General features: G+C 74.1%; 19 protein-coding genes and 3 pseudogenes. 12 read left to right on the top strand and 10 right to left on the bottom strand.

Annotated features, from left to right (window positions below; all coding sequences use genetic code 11):
• Nucleotides 1-12: 12 nt before the first annotated feature.
• A pseudogene (locus QUE47_RS17125) lies at nucleotides 13-1,538 on the top strand (dihydrolipoamide acetyltransferase family protein).
• 76 nt (nucleotides 1,539-1,614) lie between these two features.
• Here QUE47_RS17125 and QUE47_RS04655 read toward each other — a convergent pair.
• On the bottom strand, nucleotides 1,615-1,965 hold the full coding sequence (locus tag QUE47_RS04655; RefSeq protein WP_286218766.1) for a hypothetical protein: 351 nt from the start codon (nucleotides 1,963-1,965) through the stop codon (nucleotides 1,615-1,617).
• Between the two features lie 162 nt (nucleotides 1,966-2,127).
• On the opposite strand from QUE47_RS04655, the gene QUE47_RS04650 reads away from it, so the two are divergent.
• The 5 genes and pseudogenes from QUE47_RS04650 to QUE47_RS04625 all read left to right on the top strand — a co-directional run bounded on the left by QUE47_RS04650 (nucleotide 2,128) and on the right by QUE47_RS04625 (nucleotide 6,939).
• Nucleotides 2,128-2,946, top strand: a complete 819-nt coding sequence (locus QUE47_RS04650; RefSeq protein ID WP_286218765.1) for a sirohydrochlorin chelatase — start codon at nucleotides 2,128-2,130, stop codon at nucleotides 2,944-2,946.
• Between the two features lie 137 nt (nucleotides 2,947-3,083).
• Nucleotides 3,084-5,198, top strand: a complete 2,115-nt coding sequence (locus QUE47_RS04645; protein ID WP_286218764.1) for a bifunctional copper resistance protein CopD/cytochrome c oxidase assembly protein — start codon at nucleotides 3,084-3,086, stop codon at nucleotides 5,196-5,198.
• Nucleotides 5,199-5,330: 132 nt separating this feature from the next.
• Complete coding sequence (locus QUE47_RS04640; protein ID WP_286218763.1) at nucleotides 5,331-6,020, top strand: DUF4956 domain-containing protein; 690 nt, start codon at nucleotides 5,331-5,333, stop codon at nucleotides 6,018-6,020.
• Nucleotides 6,017-6,505, top strand: a pseudogene (locus tag QUE47_RS04635) (VTC domain-containing protein); the annotation flags it as partial. The gene QUE47_RS04640 and the pseudogene QUE47_RS04635, both read left to right, overlap by 4 nt.
• A gap of 305 nt (nucleotides 6,506-6,810) precedes the next feature.
• A complete protein-coding gene (locus QUE47_RS04625) occupies nucleotides 6,811-6,939 on the top strand; it encodes a hypothetical protein (RefSeq protein WP_286218761.1) in 129 nt (42 codons plus the stop codon).
• A gap of 112 nt (nucleotides 6,940-7,051) precedes the next feature.
• Here QUE47_RS04625 and QUE47_RS04620 read toward each other — a convergent pair whose 3' ends face one another.
• The 4 genes from QUE47_RS04620 to QUE47_RS04605 form a co-directional block, all read right to left on the bottom strand.
• On the bottom strand, nucleotides 7,052-7,921 hold the full coding sequence (locus tag QUE47_RS04620) for an anti-sigma factor domain-containing protein (RefSeq protein WP_286218760.1): 870 nt from the start codon (nucleotides 7,919-7,921) through the stop codon (nucleotides 7,052-7,054).
• Entirely contained in the window at nucleotides 7,905-8,438 is a 534-nt protein-coding gene (locus QUE47_RS04615; protein ID WP_286219390.1) for an RNA polymerase sigma factor, read from the bottom strand. The genes QUE47_RS04620 and QUE47_RS04615 overlap by 17 nt, the downstream gene beginning before the upstream one ends.
• Nucleotides 8,439-8,589: 151 nt before the next feature.
• Nucleotides 8,590-8,799 (bottom strand): class F sortase, encoded by a 210-nt coding sequence (locus QUE47_RS04610; protein WP_286218759.1) that lies wholly within the window; start codon nucleotides 8,797-8,799, stop codon nucleotides 8,590-8,592.
• Between the two features lie 687 nt (nucleotides 8,800-9,486).
• Nucleotides 9,487-10,356, bottom strand: a complete 870-nt coding sequence (locus tag QUE47_RS04605; RefSeq protein ID WP_286218758.1) for a DUF4397 domain-containing protein — start codon at nucleotides 10,354-10,356, stop codon at nucleotides 9,487-9,489.
• A 187-nt stretch (nucleotides 10,357-10,543) separates the two neighbouring features.
• Between QUE47_RS04605 and QUE47_RS04600 the strand changes: the two genes are divergently transcribed.
• From QUE47_RS04600 to QUE47_RS04585, 4 genes are all read left to right on the top strand, one after another.
• Entirely contained in the window at nucleotides 10,544-10,891 is a 348-nt protein-coding gene (locus QUE47_RS04600) for a hypothetical protein (protein WP_286218757.1), read from the top strand.
• A 298-nt stretch (nucleotides 10,892-11,189) separates the two neighbouring features.
• Entirely contained in the window at nucleotides 11,190-11,627 is a 438-nt protein-coding gene (locus QUE47_RS04595) for a chymotrypsin family serine protease (protein ID WP_286218756.1), read from the top strand.
• A gap of 71 nt (nucleotides 11,628-11,698) precedes the next feature.
• Entirely contained in the window at nucleotides 11,699-12,082 is a 384-nt protein-coding gene (locus tag QUE47_RS04590) for a hypothetical protein (RefSeq protein WP_286218755.1), read from the top strand.
• A 61-nt stretch (nucleotides 12,083-12,143) separates the two neighbouring features.
• Nucleotides 12,144-13,061 carry a GNAT family N-acetyltransferase gene (locus QUE47_RS04585; protein WP_286218754.1) on the top strand — a complete coding sequence of 306 codons (918 nt, stop codon included), beginning with the start codon at nucleotides 12,144-12,146 and terminating at the stop codon, nucleotides 13,059-13,061.
• Between the two features lie 98 nt (nucleotides 13,062-13,159).
• Here QUE47_RS04585 and QUE47_RS17355 read toward each other — a convergent pair whose 3' ends face one another.
• The 5 genes and pseudogenes from QUE47_RS17355 to QUE47_RS04560 all read right to left on the bottom strand — a co-directional run bounded on the left by QUE47_RS17355 (nucleotide 13,160) and on the right by QUE47_RS04560 (nucleotide 20,079).
• On the bottom strand, nucleotides 13,160-16,453 hold the full coding sequence (locus tag QUE47_RS17355) for an HtaA domain-containing protein (RefSeq protein ID WP_286218753.1): 3,294 nt from the start codon (nucleotides 16,451-16,453) through the stop codon (nucleotides 13,160-13,162).
• Nucleotides 16,454-16,527: 74 nt separating this feature from the next.
• A pseudogene (locus tag QUE47_RS17350) lies at nucleotides 16,528-16,950 on the bottom strand (ATP-binding cassette domain-containing protein); the annotation flags it as partial.
• Complete coding sequence (locus QUE47_RS04570) at nucleotides 16,950-17,912, bottom strand: FecCD family ABC transporter permease (RefSeq protein WP_286218752.1); 963 nt, start codon at nucleotides 17,910-17,912, stop codon at nucleotides 16,950-16,952. The pseudogene QUE47_RS17350 and the gene QUE47_RS04570, both read right to left, overlap by 1 nt.
• A 163-nt stretch (nucleotides 17,913-18,075) precedes the next feature.
• Nucleotides 18,076-19,257, bottom strand: coding sequence for a heme/hemin ABC transporter substrate-binding protein (locus QUE47_RS04565; protein WP_286218751.1), 1,182 nt, complete (start codon nucleotides 19,255-19,257; stop codon nucleotides 18,076-18,078).
• A gap of 144 nt (nucleotides 19,258-19,401) precedes the next feature.
• Complete coding sequence (locus QUE47_RS04560) at nucleotides 19,402-20,079, bottom strand: biliverdin-producing heme oxygenase (RefSeq protein WP_286218750.1); 678 nt, start codon at nucleotides 20,077-20,079, stop codon at nucleotides 19,402-19,404.
• A gap of 209 nt (nucleotides 20,080-20,288) precedes the next feature.
• On the opposite strand from QUE47_RS04560, the gene QUE47_RS04555 reads away from it, so the two are divergent.
• Together QUE47_RS04555 and QUE47_RS04550 are read left to right on the top strand one after the other, a co-directional pair.
• Nucleotides 20,289-22,559, top strand: a complete 2,271-nt coding sequence (locus QUE47_RS04555) for an NHL domain-containing thioredoxin family protein (RefSeq protein ID WP_286218749.1) — start codon at nucleotides 20,289-20,291, stop codon at nucleotides 22,557-22,559.
• Nucleotides 22,531-23,463, top strand: a complete 933-nt coding sequence (locus QUE47_RS04550) for a sugar phosphate isomerase/epimerase family protein (RefSeq protein ID WP_286218748.1) — start codon at nucleotides 22,531-22,533, stop codon at nucleotides 23,461-23,463. The genes QUE47_RS04555 and QUE47_RS04550 overlap by 29 nt, the downstream gene beginning before the upstream one ends.
• The last annotated feature ends 17 nt before the right edge of the window (nucleotides 23,464-23,480 follow it).

Here is a 23,480-nt window from a genome sequence, read left to right as displayed (position 1 = left end):
CAGGAGCACACCGTGCCGACCTACGAGCAGTTCCGTCTCCCCGACGCCGGCGAGGGTCTCACCGAGGCCGAGATCGTGCAGTGGCACGTCGCGCCGGGCGACGCGGTCACGGTGAACCAGAACATCGTGGAGATCGAGACGGCAAAGTCGCTCGTCGAGCTGCCGTGCCCGTGGGCCGGGGTGGTCCACGACGTGCTCGTCCCCGAGGGGGCCACCGTGGACGTCGGGACGCCGATCCTCGTCGTCGACACCGACCCGGACGGTGCCGCGCCGGCTGAGCCCGAACCGGAGGCGGGCGCGACCTCGGCCGAGGCGTCGTCCACCGACGGGTCCGGCGAGGCGTCCGGCGCTGTGCTCGTCGGGTACGGCGTCGCCGGTCACGGCAGCTCGCGGCGCGCGCGTCGCGCGGCTGCCGCCGTACCACCCGCCGCTGCACCGGCCGCCGCCACACAGCCGCCTGCCCCGGCGTCGGTACCGGAGCAGGCATCCGAGCGGGCGCCGGAGCAGGCACCGGCCCCTGTGCCCGCGACCCCCGCCGGGTCCGCACCGTCGGCGCCGTCCGTCGGGACGTCGTCCGACACCCAGACCGGCAGCCAGACCGGCACCGGGGACGGCGGCGTCCCGGCCGGCCACCGCGAGCGCGTGCTCGCCAAGCCCCCGGTCCGCAAGCTCGCGAAGGACCTGGGCGTCGACCTGGCGAGCGTCCACGCGAGCGGACCTGGCGGGATCGTCACGCGCGAGGACGTCGTCGCGCACCACGAGCGGGGAGCGCCCGCGAGCTCGCGACCTACGAGGGCGACGAGCCGTGGCTGCAGCAGGGCGGGGTCACGGTCGACGGCCGGCAGACCCGCGTCCCGGTGCGGTCGGTGCGCAAGCGCACCGCGGAGGCGATGGTCGCCAGCGCGTTCACCGCCCCGCACGTGAGCGTGTTCGTGACGGTCGACGTCACGAAGACCATGAGGCTCGTCGCGAAGCTCCGTGAGGACCGCGAGTTCAAGGACGTGCGCGTCACCCCGCTGCTCGTCACCGCGAAGGCCCTGATGCTCGCGGTGGACCGGCACCCGGAGATCAACGCGAGCTGGGACGACGAGGCGCAGGAGATCGTCTACAAGCACTACGTGAACCTCGGGATCGCCGCGGCCACGCCGCGCGGGCTCGTGGTCCCGAACATCAAGGATGCGCACCGGCTCGACCTCAAGGGTCTCGCCGAGGGCATCGCCGACCTCACGGCGACGGCCCGCGCCGGCAAGGTGACCCCGAAGGGGATGAGCGACGGCACGATCACCATCACCAACGTCGGCGTGTTCGGGATCGACACGGGGACGCCGATCCTCAACCCCGGTGAGGCCGCGATCCTGGCGTTCGGCGCGATCCGGCAGCAGCCGTGGGTGCACAAGGGGAAGATCAAGCCGCGCTGGGTGACGCAGCTCGCGCTGAGCTTCGACCATCGGCTCGTCGACGGCGAGCTCGGCTCGCGGTTCCTCGCCGACGTCGCCCGTGTGCTGGAGGACCCGGCTCAGGCGCTCGTCTGGTCCTGAGCGGGCAGGTCGTGAGCCGGCGGGTCGTGAGCCCGGCCTGAGCGGTCCAGAGCCGTCAGCGGAGGTCGGGCCGGGGTCAGGCTCCGGTGTCCGGGAGCGTCGAGAGCTGGGCGTACAGGTCCCAGCTCTCGGGCCGGCGCTCGGGGTCGAACCACACGGCGCCGTTCTCGACCCACCGGCGACGGTAGTCCCGTGCTTGCGTGGGGGTGAGGTCGTCGACGCCGCTCTCGGCGCCGCAGCAGTCGCAGACGACGAAGTGCGGGCCGGTGCAGGACCAGGCGGGCTCGCCGAGCTCCCAGCCGCACGCACGGCACGCGGTGTCCGGGGTGGGCGCGAGGTCGCGCTCGGGTCGTGGCCGGACGGTGGTGGCGACGACGAGACTCACCACGATGGCGGAGAACAGGCGGAGGGTGCGGTGTGAGGGCACTTCCGGGTCCTCTCTGGTGACGGCGACGGCTGAGTCTAGGCCGCGGTCATCCGGATTGAACAGGGTCGCTGCACAAATCTCAGGGTGAAGTTGCTCGGGTCTGACGGGCCGCGCGCAGGCTACGGTTGCAGTCCTGAAGAGCACGCCTCGGGAGGAGCGCCGATGTCGCAGCAGGGTCCCCAGCACGCACGCGGTCCGGCCGGTGGAGCCCCGCTCGCTGATCAGCGTGCGGTACTCGTCGGTTGCTCGCACGGCACGGCCGACGACGCCGGCCGCGCCGCGATCCGCGCGCTCCTCGACGACGTGCGCGCGGCGCGCCCCGACCTCGACGTGCGTGAGGCGTTCGTCGACGTCCAGGAGCCGGAGGTGGGCGACGTGGTGGACGGGGTCGTGGTCCCCGGGGCACCAGGTGACGAGGGTCGGACGACGTCCCCGCGGGACGCGGTGGTCGTCCCCCTGCTGCTCTCGGCCGGCTTCCACGTCCACGTCGACGTCACCGAGGCCGTGGCCGACCGTGGTCCGGGGACGGGCGACGCGGTGCGCACCGGCGCGCTCGGCCCCGACCCCAGGCTCGTCGACGTGCTGCTCGACCGGCTCCGGGACGCGGGCCTGCACGCCGACGACGCGGTGGTCCTCGCCGCGGCAGGGTCGAGCGACGAGCGCGCGGCACGCGCGGTGGAGGAGGTGCTCGCCGGGGTCCGGGAGCAGCTGCCGAACGAGGTGACCGTCGGGTACGGCTCGATGGCGCGGCCCACGGTGGCCGACGCGATCGCCGCGGCCCGCGCGACGGCGCCGCGCGTGGTGGTCGCCGCCTACCTGCTCGCCCCGGGGTTCTTCCTCGACCGGGTCCGCGAGGCCGGCGGTGACGTCGTGACGGCGCCGCTCGCGCCGGACCCGCGGCTGACGGCGATCGTGCTCGACCGGTACGCGTCGGGGGCCGCAGAGCTCCGTGCGCTGGACGGGGCCCCGGCTCCCGCCTGAGCCGGGTCGCGGAGAGGCGCCCGTCACAACGCCGCATCCGCGTCCGTCGGCGGCCCCGCCGCGACCTACCCTGGTCGGGTGACGTCGACGACCGCGCGCTCGCGCGCGAGCAGCCCCTCGATGAGGGCTCCGACGTCGTGCCCGACCCCGACCCCGTCGTCGCGCCGGGCACCCCGTGGTGGCTCGTCGCCGCCGGGCCCGCTGCCGTCCTCGTCGCCGTGCTGGCGGTCCTCGCCGCCGGCACCTTCTCCGAGATCTTCGTCCCGACCTTCGTCGACCCGGGCGCGCTCGCCATGTACGGGCTGCCGGTGTCGACGGTGCTCGTCGAGCTGAGCGCCGCCGTGACCACGGGTTCGCTGGTCCTCGCCGCCGTGGTGCTCCGGCCGGGCCGGCCGCGGCGGCGCGCGCTCGCGACGGCCGGGACCGCGTCGGCGGCGTGGGCGGTCCTCGCGGTCGTCCAGCTCGTGCTGCGGTACTCGACGATCGCCGGCACGCCGATCACCGACCCCTCGTTCGGGGGCGAGCTCGGGCTGTTCGTCACCGAGATCGAGCTCGGCCAGCTCTACCTGGGGATCATCCTCACCGTCGCGCTCACGTCGGCGGTGGCGATGGCCGTGCGGTCCGCCAACGGCGCCATGGTCACGGCCCTGCTCGCGACGGCCGCCCTGTGGATCCAGGCGAGCACGGGCCACGCGGCCGGCTCGGCGAACCACGACCTCGCCGTCTCGTCGATGTTCCTGCACCTCGTCGGCGCGGCCGTGTGGATCGGCGGCCTGGCGGGGCTCCTCGTCGGGCGGGTCCGCGGCGCGCTCGGGACGGCCGACTTCGCCTCTGCGGTGGCCCGATACTCGGTGATCGCCGCGTGGTGCTACGTCATGGTCGGCGCCTCGGGCATCGGGAACGCGGTCATCCGGGTCTCGTCGCTCGCCGACCTCGCGACTCCGTACGGCCTGCTGCTGGTCGTCAAGGTGGTCCTGCTCGTCGTGCTCGGGACGTTCGGGTACGTGCACCGTGGCGCGGTGATCCGCAGGCTGCGCTCGCTCGGTGACGCGCGCGACGGCCACGGTCCCCAGGTCCCGGCCGCGGTGACCGGCGCGCGAACCGGTGCTTCGACGTCCGGCACCGGGCCCCGCGGCGAGCGACCCGACCGCGGACCGGACCAGGCCGTGACGCGGCTGTTCTGGCGCCTGGCAGCGGTCGAGCTGCTGGTCATGGGTGCCGTCTCGGGTGTCGCCGTGGCGCTCGGCTCGACGGCGCCGCCGGTCCCGGACGAGGAGTTCGGCGCCGGGTCCAGCCCGGCCGAGCTCGTCACCGGCTACCCGCTGCCGCCGGAGCCCGACCTGTTCCACTGGGCGTTCGGCCACCAGGTGAGCCCGCTGTGGCTCTTCGCGTGCCTCGCCGGGATCGTCGTCTACCTGCGCTGGTTCGTGCGGCTGCGCCGCCGCGGCGACACGTGGCCGGCCGCTCGTGCCGTCTCCTGGGTGCTCGGCATGATCACGCTGCTGTGGGTGACGAACGGTGGCGCCGCGATGTACGGCCACCTCCTGTTCAGCGCGCACATGATCCAGCACATGACGCTCGCGATGATCGTGCCGATCTTCCTCGTGCTGTCGGCCCCCGTGACGCTGCTGCTGCGCGCCGTACCGGTCCGCAAGGACGGGACCAAGGGGCCGCGCGAGTGGGTGCTCGGCCTCGTCGACTCCCGCTGGGGGCACTTCTTCGCGAACCCCGTGGTCGCAGCGGTGAACTTCGCCGGGTCGATGATCGTCTTCTACTTCACGCCCGCGTTCCGGTTCGCGCTCGAGGCGCACCTGGGGCACGCGCTGATGATCGTGCACTTCACGCTCGTGGGGTACATGTTCGTCAACGCCCTCATCGGCATCGACCCGGGACCCAAGCGGCTCGGGTACCCGCAGCGGCTCCTGCTCCTGCTCGCGACGATGGGTTTCCACGCGTTCTTCGGGGTCACGATCATGACCGGGGACTCGCTGCTGGTGGCCGACTGGTTCGGCCTGACGGGCAGGCCATGGGGGCCCAGCGCGATCGTCGACCAGCAGAAGGGCGGCGGCATCGCCTGGGGCATCGGCGAGCTGCCGACGCTGGCGCTCGCGATGATCGTGGCGCTGTCCTGGTCGAGGTCCGACGAGAAGGAGGCGCGGCGCCGGGACCGGAAGGTCGCGCGCGCCGGCGACGTCGAGATGGACGAGTACAACAAGATGCTCGAGCGGCTCGCGGAGCGCGACGGCCGCTGACGGCACCAGCGTGCCGGGGCGGCGGGCGACGGGAAGTCGAATCTGGCGCCCATGGTGTCCAAAGCCCACGCACAGATTCCGGGCGCTTCATGGGGTCATCACTCATCGAGACCCCAGTCCCCGGAGGACACCGTGACCCACCTCGCCCTCTTCGTCGCCGACCTCGTCGCGATCTCCCTGCTCGCGTTCGGCGTCTACTTCCCACGTCACCGCCGCCGTGACCTCGTCGTCGCCTACGTCGGGCTCAACGTCGGCGTCCTCGCGGTGGCCGGCGCGCTGTCGTCGGCCTCGATCGGAGCGGGGGTCGGGCTCGGGCTCTTCGGCGTCCTGTCGATCATCCGGCTGCGCTCCTCGGAGATCGCCCAGCACGAGGTCGCCTACTACTTCTCCGCCCTCGCGCTCGGTCTGCTCGGCGGACTGGGCGGCCTCGGCGGCCTGCCGGTCTGGCTCGCGCCGGTCCTCATGGCCGCGATCGTGGTCGTGATGTTCGTCGTCGACCACCCCCGCCTGCTCGGCAGCTACCGCAGCCAGACGATGCTCCTCGACACCGCGATCACCGACGAGGTCCGGCTCACCGAGCACCTGGCCGGTCTCCTCGGCGGTCAGATCCGCTCCGTGACGGTCCAGCGCGTCGACCTCGTCAACGACACGACCCTGGTCGCCGTCCGGTTCCAGGTCCCCGAGGGTCGGACGACGTCCCGCGGCTCGGGCCGGCCCGTCGCCCCGGAGCCGCGTGTCCGCTACGCGCCGGGCACCGAAGGACTTCCGCCGGTCTCGGCGCCCGTCGCCGACGGCGACCGCTTCGTCGGGACCGGGCGATGACCGCGTCGGCGACGAGCCTGACCTCGGCCGACGCGGCCACGCTCGCGGCGACGGCCGACCTCGCCACCGTCGACCTGGCCGCCCTCAACTCCCAGGCGGCGCTGCAGACCAGGGTCGACCGCAAGTACGTGGTCCCGGTCGCGGACCTCGACGGCCTTCTGGGCGAGCTCGTCCGCCGGGAGCCCGCGTCCGCGGTCCTCGAGATCGACGGTGTCCGCGCGTTCGCCTACGAGTCCGTCTACTTCGACACGCCCGAGCTCACGAGCTACCACCTGACGGCGCACCGTCGTCGGCGGCGGTTCAAGGTCAGGACGCGGACGTACCTCGACTCGGGCGACTCGTTCCTCGAGGTGAAGACCCGCGGCCCGCGCGGCACGACCGTGAAGCAGCGCGTGGTCTGCGGGCCGGACGCCCGGAGCCGCCTCACCTCGGACGCCCAGGGCTTCGTCGCGTCGACCCTCGACGGCGCGGGCGTCCCGGCGATCGACGTGGCGGCGCTGACCCCGGCTCTCGTGACCCGATACCGCCGGACGACGCTGCTGCTGGGCAGCGGGGCGCCCCGCACCGGGGGAGACCAGGGGCGGGAGCCGCTCGCTCCGAGCAGGGTCACGATCGACACCGGGCTCGGCTGGAGCATCGACCCGACGGGGGCGCCCCGGGCGCCGGGCGATCCCGCCCGGCGAGCGTCACCGGCTCCACCACGCTCGACGGCCTGGCGGTCGTCGAGACGAAGACCGGGTCGACGCCGTCGGCGTTCGACCGCATCCTCTGGGGGCACGGCCACCGACCCGTGCGCATCTCCAAGTTCGGGTCGGGGCTCGCCGTACTACGCCCCGAGCTCCCCGCGACGCCGTGGAACCGGGTGCTCTCCAAGCACCTCGGTCCGGTCTCGCGACCCACGACCGCACCTCACCGTTAGGACCTCCCGCAGCGGTGGCCTCGGTCGTGGCGGACGCAGGCGGCGAGAGGCGGTCGGGTCAGCGACGGCGCCGGAGAAGCACCTGGAGGGGAGAGCAGCGAGGGCTGGGGCCTCAGGCCGGCGTCAGCCCGCCGCGCACGATCGAGTCGCCCGAGTGCGCAGGGTCGCCGTCGAAGCCCTCCTCGGAGACGTCGACGAGCGAGTACTGGTCGAGGTCGAGGCCGTCGGGGACGGGGAACGTGCCCTCGCTCCCGTCGAGGACACCCAGGCTCACGAGCCCGCTGAGGTCGTCCTTGATGAGCCACACCTCGTGGAACCCCTCGTCGGACGACGGGGCCTCCATCTGCACGACGACCTGGCGGGTGCCGTCGGAGGCCTCCTGGACGTACGCCTGACCGGAGGAGCCGTCCCACGCGGGGAGCGCGTCGAGCGTGGCGACGGCCAGCATCGTCTCGCTGCCGGAGACGCCCCCGTCGCGTCCGGCCCACAGCACGCCGCCGGCGACGCCGGCGACCAGCGCGACGCTCGCCGCGGCGGCGACGAGGCCGCCGGAGAACCTGCGGCGGCCAGCGGCGCGGCGCTCGCGTCGGGCCGCGAGGTCGATCGTTCCGGGGTCGGCAGGCTGCGGCGCGTCCTGGCCTCGTGGCTCGTGGGGTCGCGCCGGGACCCCGAACATCGGGGCGACCGTCGGCGCGCTGGTGGCCCAGTCGGCAGGGCGACCGAGGTCGCCGAGCTCGCGGACGTCGTCCGACAGCCCGAGCTCACGGTGGATCCCGGCCCAGACGTCGGACGACGGGGCGCGCGGCGCGTCGTCGGGCGTCACCTCACGACCGGTGGCGGCCACGGCGGCGAGCGACGCGACCTCGTCGCGGCAGGGCGCGCACACGTCGAGGTGGTCGCGCTCGTCGATGCTGGCGACGTCGTCGGGCTGCTCGCCGAGCGCGAGCAGCGCGAGGACCTCCGGGTCAACGTGGTGCACCATCCACCTCCAATCGTGTGCGGAGCCGTGTCAGAGAGCGTCTGACGTGGCTCTTGACGGTACCCAGCGGGAGCGAGAGCTCCGCGGCGATCTGGGTGTGCGTCAGGTCTCGGAAGAACGCGAGCTCGAGGATCGTGCGTCCCGGGTCGCCGAGACGCTCGAGCTCGTCGGCGACGACCACCCGGTCCGCGATACGACCGCCGACCGGGTCGGACTCCCCTACAGGGTTCGGAGCGGTCACCTGCGCGGCGTGCTCCTGCTTCCGGGCCCGGGTGCGGGCCTCGTGGGCGTCGGCGATCTTGTGCCGGGCGATGCCCATGAGCCAGGTCGAGAGCTTGGCCCGGTCCGGGTCGAACCCCTCGCGCCCGCGCCAGGCCGCGACGAACACCTGCTGCGTCACGTCCTCGGCGTCGTCCCGGTTGCCGAGCGACCGGTAGGCGACCGTGTTCACGAGCGTCGACCAGCGCCGGTACGCCTCCGCGAGACCGGCCTCGTCCCCGGCGGTGAAGGCCGCGGTCACCCGGGCGTCCTCGGTGGCACGGTCCGGGGCGGCCGCCCCGGGCCCGTGCGAGCCGTGCGCGGGCGTGCCGGGAGCCGTCGACGGCACGTCGGCAGCGGTCACGGGCTCTCCGGGGTCGGTGGCGGGTGGTCCTGCGGGAAAACTACCGTCGTCACCCGGCACCTGCGACCGGTACGGCGGTGACCACGACGTTGTCCACGTAGTGCCCTGTGCCGGCGTCCCAGTCGCCACCGCACGTCACGAGCACGAGCCGGGGGTCGCCGTCCCGATCGAAGACGGTATCGAGGGGGATGTCGGCCTTCGGCACCCGTTCGATCTTCTTCACTGTGTATTTGTGGGTCTCTCCTGCGGCGTCGGTCACCCGGACCGCTTCGCCCTCCTCGATGTCGCGGAGCCGGGCGAACTGCCCGATCCCCCCGGGTGTCCACGTGAGAGGCGATCACGGTGGTCCCGGCGTCGGCCGCTGGTGCCGGGCTGTACCGGTACCAGCCGGCGACGTCCCCGCTGGAGGGGAGTTGCATCGTCCCGTCGGGGTCGATCCCCTGCGGCTCGACCGGCATGTCGATGTCGAGCCCGCCGATCTCGAGCCGTCGGGGGTCCGGCGGCGCGTCGGGGACCGGCGGCGGGGTGGCCTCGTAGACGGGGACGTCGATCGCGGGCCGGGCGGGCGCCGCCGCGGACCGCTCTGCCGACCGGGCCGCCGAGCGGGCCGCGGTGTCCGGCTGGCCCGCGCCGCCGGACGCGGCTGGAGGTCCGTCGTCCGGCGGCGGGGTGCTGGGGTCCTCGGGACCGGTGGTCGACCCGCTGCCCAGGGTTCGGTCCGGGAGCTGGCCGGGGAGCCCGGCGGATGCCGGGCCCCCGACCGTCCCCAGAGCGACGACGGCGACGAGGGCGACCGCGGCGAGGAGTGCGACGAGCCCGGCCGAGGCCACCGGGAGGCTCAGGGAGCCGATCCCGGCGCGGGGCCGGGTGCTCCGGTGGAGCCGTGCCGACCGGTCGGCCGGGCTCGTCGCGTCAGTTGCGTCGTCCATCGTGGTGCGTCGGCTCCTCAGACGTCGGTGCGGGCGTGCGCGGTCTTCCGCTCGCGTGCGGCGCGGACACCCATCCAGGACGCCATGCCGACGAGCAGGACCACGAAGCTGCCGAGCGCGCCGACCGCGATCGGGGCGAAGCGGCTCTCGTCCACGCCTGCGGCCGCTCCGGTCTGGCCGGCGTCGACACCCGAGGGCGACGAGTGCAGGCCGTCGACGGTCTGGACCGCGAGGGCGAGGTTGTCGTCGTCCAGGCTGCCCCACGCGTACGCGATGGTGTTGACGCCCTCGGCGACGTCGACGTCGGCCGGGCCGATCACCGGGTCGGTGGTGCCGGCGGCCGCGACGGACGCCGAGACGGTGCCCGCGGGGAGGTCGAGGACCTTCTCGTCAGGGTTGGCGAGCCCCTCGATCACGGGCGAGTCGCCGGCGAGGACGTCCACGGCCGGGGCCGCGGCGACGTGCCGGACGGTGAGCCGCCCCTCGCCCGCTGCGGTGCTCGACGTGTCGTTCGTGAAGAGCGTCGCGGTCGGCGACCCGTCCTCACCGAGGTGTGCGACCGCCGTGTAGTTCGTGTCGGCCTCGAGGGGCAGGTCCACGGGGCCGATCGCGGGGTCGCTGTCGTCCTCGGCGTCGGCGGCCGTGATCGCGACCGTGTAGGTGTCGGGGGCCAGCTCGAGCGGGCCGGCCATGTCGCCGGGCTCGAAGTCGTCGAGGGTGAGCTCGCCGTTGACGTAGACGTCGACCGTCAGGTCCGGCACGCCGTGGAACACGGAGAGCATCGCGTCGCCGTCGGCGGCGCTCGCGGGCAGGGCGGCACCGATGCCGGCCCCGAGGGTCAGGGCCGTGGCGCCGAGGACTGCGGTGGTGCGGCGGATCGTTCGCATGAGTTCTCCAGGTGATCTGGTGCTGTTGCCGGCCCGGGCCTCTGTGCCCGAGCCGCTCGTGCTGCTGACAACCGCTCATTCCGGTGGGGTGCGGCGTTCGGATGCACCTGGATGCGATCAGTTTCAACTACCTGTTGGGCGGACCGCTCGGCCTGCGTACGTCGGTGGCACCCGCAAGACTCGGGACATGGACAGGGACGCTGCACGCCAGATGAAGGCCCAGCTCGCCGACTACGCCGCGGAGCTCTACGTGGCGCGCGGCGAGGAGATCGCCGCACGGACCGTAGGGACGGGCGCGTCGCCGCGACTCGCGATCGGCCTGGCCCCGACCGGGCCGGACGACGAGGAGTCGTTCGAGATCGCCGTCCGCTACGAGGTCCCCGAGGTCCGGGGCATCGCGGAGTCCCTGGTCGCCCAGCTGGGCCCTGCGGTCGACGTGCGCGAGACGGGTCCGGTGCGCGCGCTGCGGCCCGGCGGGTCGGACGACGTCGCGCCCCCGGCGCGGACCCGTCCGGCGAGTCCCCGGAGCGGTTGAGCCCGCGCCCCCGGTCGTCTCCGCGCAGGCGCTGGGCGAGACCGATCGTGTCCGCCCGCTGCGGCCCGGCGTCTCGATCGCGAACGTCGCCGTCACCGCGGGGACCCTGGGTGCGTTCGTCGAGCCCGTCGCCCCCGGCGGGGCGCCCGCGGGCGCGAGGTTCGCCCTCTCGAACTACCACGTCCTCGTCGGCGGTCCGCAGGGAGCGGTCGGTGACCTCGTCCTCCAGCCGGGACCCGCCGACGGCGGCGCGGCGCCGCAGGACTCCGTCGGGACGCTCGCGGCGTTCGTCGAGCTCGTGGCCGGCCGGACGGCGACCACCGACTGCGCCCTGGCGCTCCTCGACGAGGCAGAGGTCGAGCTCGACTACCCGGTCGGTCGCATCACGACCACCGCGGTCGCCCTCGGCGGCGAGAGCGTCGGCAAGATCGGTCGCACCACGGGCACCACCGCGGGCCGGGTGACCGCGATCGAGCTCGACGACGTCGCCGTGGGCTACGGCGACGGGCTCGGGGTGCTGCGCTTCGACGACCAGATCGAGGTCGAGCCCACGCAGGACGCGCCCTTCTCGCTGGGCGGCGACTCCGGGTCGTTGGTCTACCGGTCGGACGGCGTCGCGCTCGGCCTCCTCTTTGCCGGCTCCGACCGCGGGGGCCAGAATGGCTACGGGCTGACGTACGTCAACCCGATCGACGTCGTGCTGGAGGCCCTCGGCGTGCGGCTCGTCACCGGCTGACCCGGCGGCGCAGCGCGGGCTGGTCGGGCAGTCCGCCCCCGCACGCAGCGACGCACGTCAGGAGGTGCCCCGTGGCGACGATCGACGAGGCGCGTGAGGCCAAGGCTGCGCTGCGCGAGGTCCTCGCCGGGCGCCGAGGCATCGCCGGGGTCGGGATCGCCCCTGAGGGCGTGGACGAGGCAGACGGCCCGCACGAGGCAGGCGACGCGCACGACTCGAATGGCACGCACGACTCGGATGGCGCACACGATGCAGACGGCGCACACGATGCAGACGGCGCGCGCGACGGTGCGAGCCGCGTCGACTACGTGCTGCAGGTCAACGTCGAGACCGAGACGGTGACCACCGACGTGCCGCCCGAGATGCACGGGGTGGCCGTCAGGATCCGCGTCGTGGGGCACATCGACGTGCAGGAGGCCCAGGAGCCGCAGCAGTCACAGGACGAGGCGCGCTGACGGCGCCGCCTCCCGCTGAAATCTCGATGACAGCGGGGCTTGTCTCTGATCGACTTCGACCATGACGTCAGTGCCCGCTCGGCCCGCTCAGCCCGCTCAGCCCGCTCAGCCCGCCCAGCCTGCCCAGCCTGCTCTGCCTGGCACGCTCGGGACCGGCCCGGACCCGAGCGTCCAGCGCGCCACGGTCCCGGTCGATGCCCCCCGGGTGCTCGACGCCTTCGACGAGCAGGTCCGCCGCCGCCCTGCCGCGGGGGTGCCGGACGTGACGGTCGAGGACACCGGGGTCGTCGTGCGCGTCCTTTCGCCGCTCGACGGGTGGAACGCGGTGGCGTGGTCCGACCTGCGGGGCCTGAGCGGGGCCGACGTCGATGCCGAGATCGCGAGCCAGGTGCGGCGGTTCCGCCGGGCCGGGCTCCCGTGGGAGTGGAAGCACTACTCGCACGACCTGCCTGCGGACCTCCCGGTACGTCTCGTGGCGGCTGGGCTGACCCGTGGACCCGACGAGGCGTTGATGGTGGCGCGGATCGCCGACCTCGACCTCGAGGTCCGCCCGCCGCGAGGTGTGTCGGTCGACGAGGTGCGTGACGCCGCGGGAGCCGCCGACCTCGTCGGTGTCCACGACGACGTGTTCGGCGGGGACCACGGCTTCGTCGGACGCGCGGTGCTCGCCGATCTCGACGCGTCACCGAGGTCGGTCGTGGGAGTCGTCGCGCGGTCGGAGGGTCGGCCCGTGGCCGCGGGGCGGGTCGAGCTGCACCACGGCACGCAGTTCGCGAGCATCTGGGGCGGCGGCACGGTGGACGGGTGGCGCGGTCGGGGAGTGTTCCGCGCGATGGTCGCCTTCCGGGCGCGGATCGCCGCGGACCGCGGGTTCGAGCACCTGCAGGTCGACGCCCTGCCGTCGAGCCGCCCGATCCTCGAACGGCTCGGCTTCCACGTGGTCGCGACGACCCGGCCGTTCACGCACCCGGGGACCTGACCGGACGACCCGCGCGACGGTGGGCCGTTGCCGGGAACACGGACGCCCGGCCCTCGATCGAGGGCCGGGCGTCCGTGCTGCGGAGGTGGTGCGTCAGATCAGACGCGTGCCGCGGACCGGCGACGCACCACGACCAGACCGGTCCCCGCGAGGACGAGCAGCAGCGCGAACCACGCCGCCGTCAGGTCCGAGCCGGTCGACGCGAGCGAACCGGTGCCCGCGTCGCAGGCCACGTCCCCGCCGAGCGGCAGGGAGAACGACACGGGGTCGAGCGCGTCGCCCGCCGCGTAGAACCCGGCGAAGGCCGCTGCGCCCGCGGCGGTCAGCGTCGCCGGGGCGTTCGTCCACGAGGCCGTCGAACCCGAGACACCGCCGTTGCCGGCGAGCGAGAGGGTCGCGAAGACGACTCCGGAGGCAGAGGACTTCACGCCCGACATGTCGCTCGATGCGACGTCGACGACGAGGTTCGCCGACGACGCGCTCGTCACGCGCACCCGAGGGTTCGAGATCTTCAGGTCGAGGAGCCCGTCGTGCCCCGAGAACTGGACAGTGCCCGACCACGAGGCGTAGCCCTGGGTGCGGTCCGTGTTGAACTTGCCTGAGCCGCCGGCCCAGCGGTAGGCGTCGCCCGACGACGTCGCGCCGCTCGTGCTGACCGATCCGCCTGCGATCGGTCCGGTCACGTAGGCCCGGAACGAGCTCTTGATGCCCCAGGCGAGGGTGGCGCCGGAGACCGACGAGGCCGTGCAGGCCGGAACGTCCGCCGTGCCGACGCCTGCGCCCGCCGAGGTGGCGGAGGCGACGACGGTGATCGGCGCGGAGACCGTGTGGTCGGCGCCGATCAGCAGGAGCGTGTGCTCGCCGGCCGGCAGGTCCGCGGGGATCGTGACGGTGGCGGCCGCGCGGCCGTTCGCGTCAGCGGTGATGCCCGTCTCTAGGACCTGCGGGGTCGACCGGACCTCGGCGACGATCCCGCGCTCGCTCGCGCCGAACCCGGCCCCGGAGATCGTGACGTCGTCACCCGGCGAGACCTGCGACGACGAGAGGGTCGCGGCGGAGAGGTCGTCGTCCGACGAGCCGCCGGAGTCGGTGCTGCTCCCACCGGTCGAGCCGCCGGCGGAACCGGAGGCTGAGCCGGAGCCGTCGTTCGCGGCGTCCGCGCCGACCGTGAACGTCACGGGGTCGAGGGCGTCACCGGCCTCGTAGAAGCCCGAGAACGCCTCGGCGCCGGCCGAGGTCAGCGTCGCGGGGGCCCCGGCCCAGGTCACGGCACCGTTCGTCGCGGTGACCTTTGCGGACCCGAGCGCGAGGGACGCGAAGTCCACGGAGGTGTCGTTCGTTGTGGTGCCGTCGAGGCTCGTGGACCGCACGTCGACCACGAGGGTCGCCCGGGTGGAGCTCGAGATCTCGACGCGAGGGTTCGAGAGCCTCAGGTCGAGCTGGCCGTGGTGCGCGCTGAACCGCACGGTGCCGCGGTAGTCGGCGCTGCCCGTGCGGGACGAGCTGAGGTCGGCGTCGGCCTGCGGGAACCGGAACGCTCCGCCCGTGACCGCGGCGGCGCCGTCGGACGCCGAGACCGTGCCGGCCCCGATCGAGCCGGTGACGTACGCGCGGAACGACTCCTTGACGCCCCAGGTCAGGGCGCCGGTCGTCGTGGGGTCCGTCGTCGGCTCGGTGGTCGGCTCGGTGGTCGGCTCAGTGGTCGGCTCAGTCGTGGGTTCGGTGGTCGGTTCCGGGCTCGGCTCGGTGGTGGGCTCAGCCGTCGGCTCGGTGGTGGGCTCCGGATCCGGCGCACCCTCGGAGAGCCCGATCGGGACGAAGATCTCCTGGTCGGCGTTCGTGGTCCCGCCGGCGGCGTAGGTGTAGACGCCGTAGCGGCCGTCGGCCAGGTCGGCTTCCTCGACCGTGAGGCGCGCGGTGAACTCTCCGTCGTCGGAGAGCTCGGTCCAGCCGGCGCGGACGGTGGCCTGGAAGCGCTCGGGGACGGTGTCGAGGACGGTCCGGGTCAGGGCCCAGGCCTGGCTGCCCGAGACACGGGAGCTGGGCGGTGCGCCCTGGGAGGGCTGCCACGTCTCGAGGGTCGACCCGACGACGACATAGGTGCCCTGCGGTCCGACGGGCAGCGGGACGCCGCGTCCACCGACGTTGCCCTCGGGGTCGTAGCCGGTGCCGTGGACGACGATCTCGTCGCCGACGGAGACCTCGGTGTCGTCGAGCGGGGTGGTGCCGTCGGTCGCGAAGACCTCGAGCGCCGGGTCCCACGTCTCGCCGGGCGCCTGCGTGGGCTGCTCGGTGGGCTCAGCCGTCGGCTCCTCCGTGGGCTCAGCCGTCGGCTCAGTGGTGGGCTCGGCGGTCGGCTCAGTGGTGGGCTCGGCGGTCGGCTCAGTGGTGGGCTCAGAGGTGGGCTCGGTCGTCGGCTCAGTGGTGGGCTCGGCCGTGGGCTCCGGCGCGGCGACGCTGATGGCCGCGAACGCGTCGAGCGAGCGGTTCGTGACCGAGAGGCCGTGGGCCGCGCTGCTCGCCACGTGGTACTCGGTCCCGGCGTCGAGCGATCCTGCCGGGACCGTCAGCGTCGTGGTGAACGCGCCGTCCCTGATGACCGGGACGTACCCGGTCGCCAGCCAGCCCTCGGCCGTGAACGGCGCACCGCCGGACCAGGTCGACGTAGGCCCGACGGCGACGTACGCACCGGACGCCGCGCCGTCCCCGGTGTACCCGGTGCCCGTGATCGTGAGCTCGGTGTCGACCGACGTGTCGGTCACCGTGCTGGGCGAGACGGTGAGGTGCGGGTCGGCCGCGGGCGCCGCGGCGACCGCCGCCGGCCCGACGCCGACGAGCGCGAGCGCCGCGACGAGGGACGCGACGAGCACCATCGCGAGGCTGCGGAACCGGCCGAGGTGAGCGGCGCCGTCCGGCACGAGGGGCGAGGTGCCTGCGGAGGCGCCGGGCCGGGAGCCCGGCGGCGTGAGCTGATGTCCGGTGAGCAAGGTGAGCCTGTCCTTAGGTAGTGCGGATCGGGGTGCGGAGCGGTAGGGCGGGTGAGGCATGGAGGGTGGTTCAGGTGCGGCAGGGGAGGACGATCGGTGCGCCGCCCCCGGGTGCGCGAGGACCTCGACCGGGTGGTCGTAGACCTCGCTGAGGAGCCGGGCGTCGAGGACGTCGCGGGTCGGTCCGTCGGCGACGACGCGACCGTGGGAGAGCAGGGTGACCTGGTCCGCGTGCGCGGACGCGAGCCCCAGGTCGTGGACCACGACGACGACGGCGTCGCCCGCGGCAGCACGGGCCCGCGCGATCTGCAGCACGAGCTCCTGGTGGCCGAGGTCGAGGGCGGCGGTCGGCTCGTCGAGCAGGACGGTGCCGGTGCGCTGGGCGAGGACGCGGGCGAGCGCCACGCGAGCGCGTTCGCCCCCGAGAGGGTGGGGAACGTTCGGCCGGCGAGGTGCGTGGTGTCGGTCAGGTGCAGCGCCTCGGTGACCGCGTCGTCGTCCTCGTCCTCGGCCGGGGTCCGCTGCCAGGGCGCGCGGCCCATGCGGACCACGGCCTCCGACGTGAACGGGAACGCGAGCGACACGTTCTGCATGAGGACCGCACGCCGCATCGCGAGCTCGGTCGTGCTCCACGCGTGCGCGGGGCGGTCGTGCACGACGACGTCGCCCGCGTCGGGCTCGACGTCGCCGGTGAGCACACCGAGCAGGGAGGACTTGCCGGCTCCGTTGGGGCCGATCAGCGCGCGCACCTCACCGGCACGGACGTCGAGGTCGACGTCCTCGAGCACCGGCGAACCGCCGAGCCGCAGCGAGACACCGCGGACCTGGGCCACGACGGCGCCGGGCTCGGGACGCAGCGGGACGCGTGGCGTGCGGGACAGGAGGCGGGGACCGAGTCTCATCACGCCCACCCGCCCTGGCGGGCGCGCGTGCGTCGCAGGAGCCAGAAGAAGAAGGGGCCACCGACGAGCGACGTGATCATGCCGAGGGGCAGGTCGACGTTCTCGACGGCGGTGCGCGCGAAGAGGTCCGCAGCCAGAAGGAGCGTCGCCCCGGCGAGCGCGGAGACCGGGATCAGCGTCCGGTGGCTGGGGCCGAGCGCCATGCGCACGAGGTGCGGGACGACGAGCCCGACGAACGCGATGATCCCGGTGAACGCGACCCCGGCGGACACGAGGAGCGCGACGACGGCGATGGCGACGATCCGCAGCCGTTCGACGTCGACCCCGAGGTGGCGGGCGGCGCGCTCGCCGAGGGCGAGGAGGTCCAGGCGGCCGCGCATGAGCATCGCCGCGGCGATCCCGACGACGGCGATCGGCAGGGCCACGGCGACGGCGTCCCAGGTCGCGGCACCGAGGGAGCCGAGCTGCCAGAACACGATCTGCTCGCGCGCCGCGCTGTCGGCCACGAACAGGAAGAACGCGAGCAGCCCGCCCGCGAAGGCGTTGATCGCGATACCGGTGAGGACCAGGGTGACGACCTCGGTGCGTCCGTTCGCGCGTGCCAGGACGTAGACGAGTGCCGTCGTGACCAGCCCGCCCGCGAACGCCGCCGCGGCGATCCAGGTGCCGCTCACGAGGGCGCCGCCAGTAACGATCACCGCGGCCGCGCCGACCGCAGCGCCGGCCGACACACCGATGACACCGGGCTCGGCGAGCGGGTTGCCGAACACGCCCTGCATGAGCGCGCCCGCGCACGCCAGCGACGCCCCGACCACGAGGGCGAGCACGACGCGCGGGAACCTCACGATCCACAGCGTGTTCTCGCCCTGCGGGTGCGCCGGCAGCGGCCCGACCGGGACGCCCAGGTGGTGGGCGAGCGAGCCGAGCACCTCTGCCGGGCTGACGGGGACCTGGCCGGTCATCCCGGACACGACGACCAGGCCGACCAGGGCGACGGTGAGGCCGCCGACGACCCACGCCGTCCGGCGTGAGCGGCGCGCGACCGGGCGGCGCTCGCCCGCGGCCTCGGGCGTGCCGGGGCCCTCCCGACGGGCGCCGCCGTGCGCACCCGGTCGTCCGTCGCCGTCACGACGCGGAACCGTAGAGCGCCGCGGAGAGCGCGACGATCGTGGCCGCGGTCCGCGGGCCGAAGGTCAGGAGGTCGGAGTCGGGGACGTCCACGACCCGCTGCCCCTCGCCCGCCGGGGTCTGCCCGACCCCCGGCATCGCCCAGAGCGCGTCGACACCGCCGGCCGACTCCAGGCCGCCCGACATGACGAGATAGGCGTCCGGGGCGGACGCGATGAGTGCCTCGCTCGTGATCGGCTCGTACTCGCGGGAGAGCCCGATCTCGGTCCCCGCGTCGACGGCGCCGACCGCCGCCAGCAGCTCGTCGGCCCCGGACCCGGGCCCGAACAGCAGCTTGATGTTGCCGCCGCGCAGGTACAGGAACGCGACGGTCGGGTCCCCGGTCTCCGCGGGGACGGTCGCGACGGCCGCGCAGATCTCCGCGGCCGTGCGCTCGGCGAGCTCGGTCCCGGCGTCCGGGACGCCGAGCGCCGTCGCGACGGCCTCGATGCGCGGCTCGATCCCGTCGAGCGTGCGGGTCGCGTCGAACAGGACGACGGGTACGTCGGAGGACTCGAGCCGGGTCCTCGTCGCGTCGGTCAGGATCGAGTCGTCGGCGAGGATCACGCTCGGGTCCAGGCCGAGCACGGCCTCGACGTTGAGCGCGTGCCCGTCGCCGGTCACGACCGGGACGTCGGCGGCCTCGGTGAACGCGGTGGACGCGTCCCGGCCGACGACCTGGTCACCGAGGCCCAGGCTCCACACGATCTCGCCGAGGGTGCCGTACAGGTCGACCGCGATGATCCGGCTCGTGTCGGTGACGGTGACCTCGCCGCCGTCCGCGGAGTCGACGGTCACGGGCAGTCCCGGGGTCCCGGCGGACACCGGGCGGATCGCCTCGTCGGCCACGACCGCCGTGCGGGGGCCGTCGGGCAGCTCCGAGACCGCGTCGCCGGACGGCTCGCACGGCGCCGCCGACGGGGTGGGCGTCGACTCGGCGGATGCGGTGCCGGTGTCGGCGGGGTCCGCGGTGGCCGTGGCTGTGGCAGCAGCTGTGGCCGCCGGGCTCGCTGCCGGATCGGCGCTCGCTGCGGTGTCGATCGGGGCGCACGCCGCCGTGCTCGCCGCCGTGACGGCGAGACCGGCCAGCGCGGCGGTCGCGACGATCGCTCGCCTCAGGCGTGCGGGTTCGCGGGTCATGGTGCTCCAGTGCATCGGTCGGGCAGCTTGCTCGAGCGCGGTGTTCGAGCGCGGTGGCCGGGTGGCGTGTCGGGTCGGCGGTCGGGTGGTGTCAGGGCCGTGTCGTCGGCGTCGTCGTGCCGGACGGCGGGGCGCCCGGCGGTCTCAGCCCGTGCGGTTCTCGCAGTGGACGGCTCCGAGGTCGGCGAAGACCCCGGAGTTGAGGCGGAACGCGCGCTGGGCCTCGGAGACCGCGACCTCGAGCTCGTCCGGGTCGAGGTCCAGCGCGTCGAGGCGTTCGCGGTAGACGTCCTTGAACGGCTTCGACTTCGGGATCTCCCGGAACGCGTAGAACTCGAGCCCGTCGTCGCCGAGCCCGTAGTGGCGCTCGAGCATGCGCCGCACGATCTGTCCGCCGGACAGGTCGCCGAGGTAGCGGGTGTAGGCGTGGGCCGCGTACCGGGGGAGCGAGTCGCCGACCTCCAGGAGCCGCGCGACGTACGTCTTCGTCGCGGGCCGGATCGTGATCCGCTCGGCCCAGTCGTCGCCGACCAGGAACCGCAGGTCGCGCTCGATCGAGGGCACGCGCTCGAGCTCGTCGAACACGAGCGTCGCGCCGCGGCGGTCCTGGCGGATCCGCGTGCTCGCGGACTCGAGGGCGCCGTAGATCGCGTACTGCTGAGCAGCGAGGTCCGCGTAGGCCGCGACGTCGAGCGCACCCTTCATCAGCATCTCCACGAAGCCCGAGGACTCCGCGCGCTCGTGGTCGGCGCGTGTCCCCTCGCGGAGCATCAGCGAGAGCGGTGCTCGCTCGGTCGCGGAGGTGGCTGTCGAGGTCTTCATGGGGGCTCCAGGTCGGGGAGGGCGTGGCCGGCAGATCGTCATGACGGGTCGTCATGAAATATAGCGCGTTTGATAAGGCTTGCCTACCCTCGTAATGGTTAGCCTGCCCTTATTTGCCGAGCGGGGCAAGTGTCGGCTGCGTCACAGTGGTCTGGCGCGCGGTCGCGCGCTGGTCATCCACCACGGGCGACCTCGCGGACAATGGAGGCGTGCCCGCCTCACCTGAGCCCACAGCCCGTCTGCCCCGCGTCCGCGCCTCCGAGCTCGTCGGCCGCGGCTGGCTCAACACGGGCGGCAAAAACCTCTCGCTCGCCGACCTGCGGGGACGCGTGGTCGTCCTCGACTTCTGGACGTTCTGCTGCATCAACTGCCTCCACGTGCTCGACGAGCTGCGAGAGCTCGAGGAGTCCCACCGCGAGGACCTCGTGATCGTCGGGGTCCACTCGCCCAAGTTCGCGCACGAGGCCGACCCGGACGCCCTCGCCGCCGCGGTCGAGCGCTACGACGTCCGCCACCCGGTGCTCGACGACCCCTCGCTCGTCACCTGGTCCGCGTACACCGCGCGTGCCTGGCCCACGCTGGTCGTGATCGACCCGGAGGGATACGTCGTGTGGCAGATGGCGGGGGAGGGCCACGCCTCGGCGCTCGCCGCGCTCGTCGAGGAGCTGGTCGTCGAGCACCGCGCCAAGGGAACCCTGCGCGGCTCGGGCGGTCCCGGCGACGGGAACGGCGACGGGCACGGCGACGGGAGCGACGACCAGGGCGCACCGCTCTACGTGCCCGCCGCCCCGTCGTCCGGCACCCTGCGCTTCCCGTCGAAGGTCGTCGCGCTGCCCGGCGGGACGCTCCTCGTCGCGGACGCGGGTCACCACTCCCTCGTGGAGCTAACGGCGGACGGCGAGACCCTGGTCCGGCGCATCGGCTCCGGTGAGCGCGGGCTCGTCGACGGCACTCCCGACGTCGCCCGGTTCAGCGAGCCAGGCGGGCTGTGCCTCGTCCCGGCCGAGCTGCGCGACGCGCTCGGCTACGACGTGCTCGTGGCCGACACCGTGAACCACGCCCTGCGCGGGGTCCGGCTCGCGGACGGCGTGACGACCACCGTCGCCGGGACCGGCGAGCAGTTCATGGTCGGCGGCCGGGACAACCAGGTCGACGCGCGGGGCGAGTCGGTGGGGCAGCCGTTCGACCTCGACGACTCGTACGCGGCCCTCACGGTCAGGCTCTCGTCGCCGTGGGACGTGGTCTGGTCGGACACCATGGGCGCGTTCGTCGTCGCCATGGCCGGCAACCACTCGCTCTGGGCCTTCGGCCGCGGACGCATCGCGCACCTCGGCGGGACCCTCAACGAGGGCCTGCTCGACGAGCCGCTCCCGCAGGCGTGGTTCGCCCAGCCGTCCGGGATCGCTGAAGGGCCCGACGGCACCGTCTGGATCGCGGACGCCGAGACGTCGGCGCTCCGGTTCGTCGCGAAGCCCGCCGACGCCGCGACGGGGGTGGGGGACGCGCCGGTCCGCACCGCCGTCGGGCAGGGGCTCTTCGACTTCGGGCACCGCGACGGAGCCGCCGACCAGGCCCTGCTGCAGCACCCGCTCGGGGTGGCCGTGCTGCCCGACGGGTCCGCCGTCGTCGCAGACACCTACAACGGGGCGCTGCGTCGGTACGAGCCCGGCGCCGCGCGACCCGCCGAGGGGGCGGCCACGCCCGGCGAGGTCACGACGCTCGCGACCGGGCTCGCCGAGCCGAGCGACGTCCTCGTCCTCGTCGACGGTGCGCCGTGGGTGCCGACGGACGCCGCCCCGCCGGTCGGGGCGCGCCTCGACCTCCTCGTCGTCGAGTCCGCCGCGCACCGCCTCACGAGGGTCCCCGTCCCGGCGTCCCTCGCGGGCGAGGTCCTCGACGGCGAGGCCCGTCGCACGCAGCGGCCGGTCACGGAGATCGTGGGCGGGCCGCTGCGGCTGGAGGTCCCGTTCACCCCCGCGCCCGGACAGAAGCTCGACGACCGCTACGGCCCCTCGACGAGCCTCGACGTCAGCGCGACGCCGCCCGAGCTGCTGCTCGAGGGCGCCGGGACCGGGACCGCGCTGGGTCGTGACCTTGTGATCGACCCGGCGGTCGGTGAGGGCGTGCTGCACGTGAGCGCGCGGGCGGCGTCGTGCGACGCGCCACCAACCTCGGGCTCGGGGTCGGGCGCGGACTCGGACGAAACACCGGACGACTGGTTCCCGGCCTGCCACCTCGCCCAGCAGGACTGGGGCGTGCCGGTCCGGGTCGTGGCGCCGGCCCCACCGGGTCCACCGGACGCGCAGGAGCCGGGGGCGGTGCCGGTAGTGGTGCTGGTGCGGGTGTCGGCCCTGCGCACGAGCCCGGCCCGACCACGACGCTCACCCTCCCGCTCCGGGCCTGACGCCTCCCGTTCACCCGAGTCCCAGCCGCGCCGTCTATCGTTGCGGCATGGTGGAGCCGACGGCGGGACGACGTGAGCACGAGGTGTTCGGCCGAGCGGCCGCGGCGGCGGAGCGGGCGCTCGACGCCGCGTCCGGTGAGCTCCGGAGCCACGTCACGCTCTCGACCGCGTCGGTCTACCCAGAGCGCACCGAGTACGCGTTCCGGGCCGCCGCGGACCTCGGGTACGACGGCGTCGAGGTGATGATCTGGGGCGACGAGTCGACGCAGGACGCGACCGCCCTGCAGGAGCTCTCGGACCGGTACTCGATGCCGATCCGCAGCCTTCACGCGCCGACGCTGCTCGTGAGCCAGCGGGTCTGGAAGGGCGGGCCGGCGCCGAAGCTGACCCGGACCGCGGACATGGCGGTCGAGCTCGGGGCCCACACCGTCGTCGTGCACCCGCCGTTCCGGTGGCAGAAGAAGTACGCGGGCGGGTTCCAGCAGCAGGTCGAGGACCTCGCCCGGCTCACCGACGTGACGATCGCCGTCGAGAACATGTACCCGTGGCGCGGTGGCAAGCGCGAGGTCGTCGCCTACCTGCCGGGGTGGGACCCGTCGGAGCACGGGTACGAGTCCGTGACGCTGGACCTCTCGCACACGGCGGTGGCCCAGCAGGACGCGCTCGAGCTCGTGCACGTGTTCGGCGGACGCCTCAAGCACGTCCACCTGGCCGACGGCGTCGGCAACGTGCTCGACGAGCACCGGGTCCCGGGCCGCGGCACGCAGAAGTGCGCCGAGGTGCTCCACGAGCTGAGCGGTCGCGGCTGGACGGGCGACGTCGTCGTCGAGATCGGGACGCGCAAGGCCAAGGACGACGCCGAGCGCATGGGCGACCTCCAGGAGTCGTTGGAGTTCGCGCGCGAGCACCTCGCCTGCGGGTCGGACGACGCGTGCACGCGGACGAGCACCGAGGCAGCCACGGTCGGCGAGGGCACGTAGGCGCCCGACGCCGCCCC

This window comes from Paraoerskovia sediminicola (assembly GCF_030296575.1).
GTDB classification, from domain to species: domain Bacteria; phylum Actinomycetota; class Actinomycetes; order Actinomycetales; family Cellulomonadaceae; genus Paraoerskovia; species Paraoerskovia sediminicola.
This window is presented reverse-complemented; position numbering and strand designations above follow the sequence as displayed.